The 6,915-nt window shown below is 65.5% G+C and carries 7 protein-coding genes, 1 tRNA gene and 1 pseudogene; 5 read left to right on the forward strand and 4 right to left on the reverse strand.

Features of this window, described 5'->3' with window-relative positions; all coding sequences use genetic code 11:
* The first annotated feature begins 69 nt into the window (after positions 1–69).
* The 3 genes from rplM (at position 70) to Q0139_RS05690 (ending at position 2,215) form a co-directional block, all read left to right on the forward strand.
* Positions 70–549, forward strand: a complete 480-nt coding sequence (rplM, locus tag Q0139_RS05680) for a 50S ribosomal protein L13 (protein WP_298018765.1) — start codon at positions 70–72, stop codon at positions 547–549.
* A complete protein-coding gene (rpsI, locus tag Q0139_RS05685) occupies positions 549–1,151 on the forward strand; it encodes a 30S ribosomal protein S9 (RefSeq protein WP_298018767.1) in 603 nt (200 codons plus the stop codon). The genes rplM and rpsI overlap by 1 nt, the downstream gene beginning before the upstream one ends.
* 128 nt (positions 1,152–1,279) lie before the next feature.
* Positions 1,280–2,215: an amidohydrolase family protein gene (locus tag Q0139_RS05690; RefSeq protein WP_298018770.1), complete on the forward strand. Its 936-nt coding sequence runs from the start codon at positions 1,280–1,282 to the stop codon at positions 2,213–2,215.
* Positions 2,216–2,323: 108 nt separating this feature from the next.
* Here Q0139_RS05690 and Q0139_RS05695 read toward each other — a convergent pair whose 3' ends face one another.
* Positions 2,324–3,184 carry a metallophosphoesterase gene (locus Q0139_RS05695; RefSeq protein ID WP_298018773.1) on the reverse strand — a complete coding sequence of 287 codons (861 nt, stop codon included), beginning with the start codon at positions 3,182–3,184 and terminating at the stop codon, positions 2,324–2,326.
* On the reverse strand, positions 3,181–3,999 hold the full coding sequence (locus Q0139_RS05700; RefSeq protein ID WP_298018775.1) for a diacylglycerol kinase family protein: 819 nt from the start codon (positions 3,997–3,999) through the stop codon (positions 3,181–3,183). The genes Q0139_RS05695 and Q0139_RS05700 overlap by 4 nt, the downstream gene beginning before the upstream one ends.
* A gap of 96 nt (positions 4,000–4,095) precedes the next feature.
* On the opposite strand from Q0139_RS05700, the gene Q0139_RS05705 reads away from it, so the two are divergent.
* Positions 4,096–5,334: a threonine synthase gene (locus Q0139_RS05705; RefSeq protein ID WP_298018777.1), complete on the forward strand. Its 1,239-nt coding sequence runs from the start codon at positions 4,096–4,098 to the stop codon at positions 5,332–5,334.
* Between the two features lie 131 nt (positions 5,335–5,465).
* Here the strand turns inward: Q0139_RS05705 and Q0139_RS05710 are convergent, their stop codons facing one another.
* A complete protein-coding gene (locus Q0139_RS05710; protein ID WP_298018780.1) occupies positions 5,466–6,284 on the reverse strand; it encodes a DUF1499 domain-containing protein in 819 nt (272 codons plus the stop codon).
* Between the two features lie 58 nt (positions 6,285–6,342).
* Between Q0139_RS05710 and Q0139_RS05715 the strand changes: the two genes are divergently transcribed.
* A tRNA-Gly gene (locus tag Q0139_RS05715) sits at positions 6,343–6,416 on the forward strand.
* A 127-nt stretch (positions 6,417–6,543) separates the two neighbouring features.
* Here Q0139_RS05715 and Q0139_RS05720 read toward each other — a convergent pair.
* Positions 6,544–6,915: pseudogene (locus tag Q0139_RS05720) on the reverse strand (competence/damage-inducible protein A); the annotation flags it as partial.

The following is a 6,915-nucleotide window of genomic DNA, read 5'->3' on the forward strand; positions in this document are numbered from 1 at the left end:
GGGGCGGCGTGTTTTCGTTTTTATCAACCGAACGCGGCGGGCCACGCCCCCGCATGGAGGCAAGAGGCCATGAAGGCGCTCACCAGGACCACCCATTCGGCCAAGCCGCACGAGGTGGAAAAGAAATGGTACATTGTCGACGCCGAGGGTCTCGTCGTCGGCCGTGCCGCGGCCGAGATCGCGAAGATCCTGCGCGGCAAGCACAAGCCGAGCTTCACCCGGCATGTCGATTGCGGTGACAATGTCATCGTCATCAATGCCGAGAAGGTTCGCTTCACGGGCAACAAGCTCGCCCAGCAGACCTATTACAAGCACACCGGCTATCCGGGCGGGCTGAAAGAGGTCACGGCGGACAAGATCCTCGAAGGGCGTTTCCCCGAGCGGATCATCGAAAAGGCCGTCGAGCGGATGATCCCGCGCGGGCCGCTGGGCCGTCAGCAGATGCGCAACCTGCGCATCTATGCCGGCACCGAGCATCCGCACGGCGCGCAGAACCCCGAGACGCTCGATCTCGCTTCCAAGAATCGCAAGAACAAGGTGGGCGCATAATGGCCGACGAAAAGAAAGACCTGTCCGACCTCAAGGACCTGACCGAAGCCGCGGCCAAGGAAGAAACCGCCACGGAAGAGGCCAAGGCTGAAGAGACCAAGGCCGACACCGCTGCGGAAGCGCCGGCGGAAGAGACCGCCGAAGCCGCTGCCGAGGCCGAAACCGTCGAGCCGCCGGTCGAGGAAGCGCCGCTGCGCGAGCAGGAGATCGACGATCTCGGCCGCGCCTATGCGACCGGCCGCCGCAAGGACGCCATTGCGCGCGTCTGGCTGAAGCCGGGCAAGGGCATGATCACGGTCAACGGCCGCGACCAGTCCAAATATTTCGCGCGTCCGACGCTGCGGCTGATCATCAACCAGCCGTTCGACATCTCCGAACGCCGGGGCCAGTACGACATCGTCGCGACGGTGAAGGGCGGCGGGCTTTCGGGCCAGGCCGGCGCCGTCAAGCACGGCATCAGCCAAGCGCTTTCCAAATACGAGCCGGCGCTGCGCACGACGATGAAGCGCGCCGGGTTCCTGACCCGCGACAGCCGCGTCGTCGAACGCAAGAAATACGGCCGGGCCAAGGCGCGCAAGAGCTTCCAGTTCTCGAAGCGTTGATTTCGGGCGCCAATCGCTCGTCGTAATACTGGACAAGCAGGGGCGGCTCGGGAAGGTGCCGCCCCATTTTTTGCGTTTTTCGGCCGATCAGCGCAGACTTGCGTCCCTGATGACAAGGGGATGACGAAATGCGATTCGCAATCCTGGCGCTGGCCTTGGCTGGATGTTCGACTTTCCCTGCACCGGAACCCGTGACACCATCGCAGGGCATCATCGACGTCCATCGCCACGCCTTCGCGCAGGGGATGCCCGGAGATAGCTCCGCGGAGACGGTGGCCCGGCTCGACGCGAACGACATCGCCCTGTCGGCGATCCATTTTGCCACGCGCGATGCCTACGAGAACTGGTCCGGTGAATACGGGCATCGCTTCCTCAAGGGCGTATCATTTCCATGCTGGCGTGACGGCACCGGCGAATGGTTCAGCTGCCAGTGGGATGATGCCGCCTATCCCGATCTGGACTGGCTGCGCGCCGAGGCCGAGGCCGGACGCCTCACGCATCTCGGCGAAATCGGTTTTGTGTATGCCGGCGTAAGCCCCACCGATCCGTCCATGCTTCCCTATTGGGATTTCGCCGCCGAGTTCGACCTGCCGGTAATGGTGCACGTCAACCGCGGCCCGCCGGCAGACGGGGGCATGCGCGCGCGTGGCTGCTGTCCCGATTTCGATCCCGACATGGGGAATCCCGAGCTGCTTAGGCCGATCCTCGAACGGCATCCGGATTTGAAGATCGTGCTCCAGCACTTCGGCTTCCCGCCGCTGCCGATGTTCGACAACATCGGCTATGTCGAAGAGAGTTTCGCGCTACTGCGCGATTACCCGAACGTGATGGCCGACATGAGCACCTTTCATTCGGTTCCTTTCTTGTCAGCCGAACAGCATGGCGTCGTTGTGCGTCGCATGCAGGCAGAAGGCCTGCTCGACCGGCTGGTGCTCGGAAGCGACGGCTGGCCCGAAGGCGAGATCATCGCGCGTTATGAAGCAATGGATTTCCTCTCCGATGCCGAGCGGCAGGCGATCTATCGCGACAACGCGCTTCGCCTCTTCGGGATGGGAACGGAATAGGGCAGCCCGGCGACAAGAAAACCGTGCCGAAGGCGATTGGCAGACGGTCTTTTCGAGCCTGACCTTCGGCCGTTGAGAGCAATCCGGGGCGCACCCGCCGATTTCGCGTCAACCGACCTCCTCGCGCGGCATCTTGCGTTCGGCCTCGGCGTGCGGGGCGGCAGGCGCGACCGGGTCGCCCTGTCCCGGCGGTTCGGCGTCGGGGGGTACGTCTTCGATCTGCATTTCGGGGGTGGCGAGGTGATCGGCGTTTCGCACCTCGACATCGATCGCGCCGTCCTCGATCGTCAGGATGTTGAAGCTGGGCGGCGTCGAGCGCAGCCGTTTCGACAGCGTGCCCGCGCCGATCATCCGGATCGGGCCGCCCGCCGTCTCCTTCCGCAGATCGAAGGCGTCATGGACATGGCCGGTCAGCACCGCATCGACGCCGGCACCGGCCAGCGCCGCCAGCGCCTTCTCGCCGTTCGTGGTCAGCGCCTGGCCCTTCGTATTCGCCTCGACCAGCGGATGGTGCGCGCACACGAGAACCGTCCGGTCCTGCGGGAGCTTCCCGATCGCATCGAGCGTCCTGGCCAATGCCTTGTCCGTGACGATCCCCTTCGACCAGTCGAACCGCCATTGCGCCCGCGCCGTCGTCTTCAGCGAGACCAGCGACGTGCCCGGCAGGTCGAGCTCCTTCTCGATCACCGATGCGATCGACCGGAACCGCGCATAGGGCCGGAAGAAACGCGCAAAGGGGTTGAAATAGGGAAGGTCGTGATTGCCGACTTCGACGGTGACGGGTGCATCGATGCCGAGGATCCACGCGCACGCCGCGTCGAATTCGCGCTGCCGGGCGCGCATGGTGAGGTCGCCGGTCAGCGCGACCGCATCAGGTTTCTCCTCCGCCACGCAAGCCGCGAACCAGTCGAGCGCCTCAGGGTCCTCGCAGCCGAAATGGACATCGCTGACATGGAATAACCGGGTCACGAAGCCCCCGGAATATCGGCGAGGAAATCGACCGGCGCGGTGCCGGGGCGGAACGTCTCCCCCGCCCCCGCCTCGCCCGCCTCGCCGTCGAACAGGATGCCGATCTCGCCATCGGCGGTAACCGTCACGCTGTCGAACAAGCCGATCCGCTCATGCGGCCCCTCACGGAAATCCTTGCCGAGCCAGGCCATGCCGTGGCGCAGCAGATGCGCCGCATTGTCAGCAACGAAACCGTCGACGCTCAGCCGTTCGCCCGCCGGCGTGAGGTTGAGCGCGGGATAATTCGCATCATGCCCCTCGATCCCGACCCCGTTGCCGCCCAGCGTCTTGTGCAGCGCCTCGGACACGTCGCTCCCGATATCGCCGATATCGGTATGGCGCATGTCCTCGCGCACCGCCGCCCAACTCGTCGCCGGACCCACGATCATGCCGACCAGCGCCTGCTCTCCGGCCCCTTCCACCGTCGCCGGGCGGACGCGTTTTGCCGCTTGCGAGTGCGCGATGATATCTTCGACGTCCCGGTCGCCGTGCAACTTCTTCGACAGCAGGTTCATCGTCCCGCCGGGCAGGACGAGGATCGCCCCGCCCCACCCGTCGAGCTTGCGCATCGCCGAATTGACCGTGCCGTCGCCGGTATAGATGGCGAGGATATCGATGCCCGCCAGATCGCCCGGCCCCGGCAGCTCGTGTTCGGGAAAGCGCACGACCCGCCGGCAGTCCATGCCGTTCGCGTCGAGCTGCGCCCGGATCGATTCGCACCGGTCGGGGTCGTAGCTTCCGCTGTGTACATTTTGGATAAGCCAGCTTGTCGTCATACAGGATCAACGCCGGCGCGCGCCAAAAGTGCCGGGGCCGGTCCGCAGCGCATTGAAGGCCTTCGGTTTTCGCGCGGCCGGTGATAGGGCGCAGCCATGCTTATCGATGCGGCGCGCGCCGACCTCCCCCATTTCGTCACCCATCTCGAATGCTCGAAAACCGGCGAGCCGATCGAGGCGGGGACGCTGCAGAACCTGTCGCCCGCCGGGGCGCCGATCCTCGTTCGCTACGATCTCGACGCCGTGCGCGGCGCGTTGACGAAGGAGGCGCTGGCGGGGCGGCTCCCCAATTTCTGGCGCTACCGCGAATTGCTGCCGGTGCGCGAGGCGGCGCATATCGCCTCGCTCGGCGAAGAGATGACGCCGCTGTTGCCGCTCGGCCCGTCGGCCGATGGCGGCAAGCTGCTCGTCAAGGACGAGGGACGGCTGCCGACGGGATCGTTCAAGGCGCGCGGGCTGGCGCTGGCGATCTCGATGGCGAAGGAGTTGGGCGTCACCCGCGTCGCGCTGCCGACCAACGGCAATGCCGGGGCGGCAACCGCCGCCTATGCGAGCCGGGTCGGCATCGAAAGCTATGTCTTCTGTCCCGACGACACGCCCGAAATCAACATCCGCGAGATCGCGCTGCAGGGTGGCAAGGTGTGGACCGTCAACGGCCTGATCGACCAGTGCGGCGCCATCGTCGGCGCGGGCGAGGGGGCGATGGGCTGGTTCAACCTGTCGACGCTGAAGGAGCCCTATCGGATCGAGGGCAAGAAGACGATGGGCTTCGAACTTGCCGAACAGATGGGCTGGGAACTGCCCGACGCGATCTTCTACCCGACCGGCGGCGGCACCGGGCTGATCGGCATGTGGAAGGCGTTCGACGAGCTGGAAGCGATCGGCCTGATCGGACCGAAGCGGCCGCGGATGATCGCGGTGCAGGCAGCGGGCTGCGCGCCGATCGTCAAGGCGTTCGAGGCCGGCGAGGAGCACGCGCCGCGCTGGGAGGACGCGCACACCGTGGCGGCGGGCATCCGCGTGCCCGCCGCGATCGGCGACTTTCTGATCCTGCGCGCGGTGCGGGAGAGCGGCGGTTATGCCGTGGCCGTCGAGGACGAAGCGATCCTCGCCGCGCGCGAGCGGATCGGGCGCGAAGACGGGCTGCTGATCTGCCCCGAAGGCGCGGCGACCGCGGCGGCGTACTATCAGGCGCGCGAGGAAGGGAAGATCGGCAAGGGCGAGACGGCGGTGTTGTTCAATTGCGGCAATGGGCTGAAGTATCCGATGCCGGATCTGGCGATGACGCTGGATCGGAATGCGGAAATCGACTGGGCGGCAATGGCGCGGGCTTAGTTCCTCCCCGACACGGGAAGGGGAAACATGCGCAGCATGGTGGAGGGGCACCATCCAATAGCGTCGCGCTGAAGGGGAGAGTGCCCCTCCACCGCACTTCGTGCGGTCCCCCTCCCCCGGTGGGGGAGGATTTATCCTCCCGTCGCCTCGCTCAAATCCGCCAGGAATTCCCGCACCCGCTCCGCATTCACGCCGAGATCGCTCACCCCAACACGGCTCACCGATCGCATATCGACAAGGCTGCCCGGCCCATCTGCATTGGGCACGATGCGCAGCACGATGTCGTCCTTGAACCCGTAGAGCGAGACGGTGTCGGTCGCTTCGACGCGGCCGCTCGCCGCATCGGCCTCTGCCAGTTCCCAGCCGCGTTCGGCGATCAGCGTCTGCGCCGCCGACACCGTGTCCGGCACATTCGTCGGCACCACGATCGTGTCGAGATCGCCATAGGCTTCGCTATGATAAAGCGCCCAACGCCCGACCGGCGTCATCGCTTCCATGCGCGGATCCTCGCCCGGCGGCACGACATCCAGATTGTCGTCGCGCAAGGTCAGCGCGACGAATTCGGGCGGGTTTTCCAGATCGGTGGTGACGTCGTGAATTGGCGGCACAGACGTCGCGATCGACAGCTGCATGAGCAGATAGCCGATGAACCCGCCGCCGATCACGAACGCCGGAACAAGCCAGCGAAAGGCCCGCCAGCGTTTCTTCACCAGCGCGATGATGGCCACGATCAGCACAAGCACGAGCCCGATCGCACAGGCAATTACCAGATAGCGCAGCGAGCCGAGGCTGACCGTATAATCGATCATCCCCGCCCCCGTCGCCAGCGCCATCAGCAGCGCGACAAGCGGCGCGCCGACCGCCAGCAGCAGCCCGATCGGGCCCATCCAGCCCCAGCGGCTCTTGCGCCGGACCTCGATGCCCGGACTTGCCGTGTCCCGCTTCGCCATTCGCTCAATCCTCCCTATCGACAAGCGTCCCCGCTTTTGCCAAACAGCCTCGCCCGGCGCGGGTGTAGCTCAATGGTAGAGCAGCAGCTTCCCAAGCTGACGACGAGAGTTCGATTCTCTTCACCCGCTCCAGTTTTGTTTCTGGCAAAGCGCCACTCCTACCGCATCCGTTTGTTCTCGAACTCTCGTTTTTATTGTTGGGACGGCCGGGGCAGGCCCGGCCTTTGGAGTTCGATTCGCTTCACCCGCGCGTTTTTGTCTAGATGCCCCCTTGCGTCACATCGTGCCCGGCCGCTTCCAGCTTCTCGGTCAGCTCCGCGAGGCACGCGGCCAGCGCATCGCCGTCCGTCGACCGCACGACGAAATTGGCGCCGACCCGGCCTTCCCGGAAAAAGGGATAGCTGCCGATCTGGCAGTCCTCATGCGCCTTCTCCGCCGCGCCCAATATCTCGGAGACCTCACTCTCCGGCGTCCAGCAGCCGATGCTTTCCGACAGCACCGGATCGCCGCCCTCGAGCTGCCCCGTCAGCGCGTCCATCATCTGCGCGGCGATGTGCGGAATGCCGGCCATGATGAAGACGCTGCCATGGCGGATGCCCGGCGCGCCCGAATATTTGTTCTCGATCAGCTC

Origin of the sequence: uncultured Parasphingopyxis sp. (assembly GCF_937129435.1) — a bacterium.
GTDB lineage: Bacteria > Pseudomonadota > Alphaproteobacteria > Sphingomonadales > Sphingomonadaceae > Parasphingopyxis.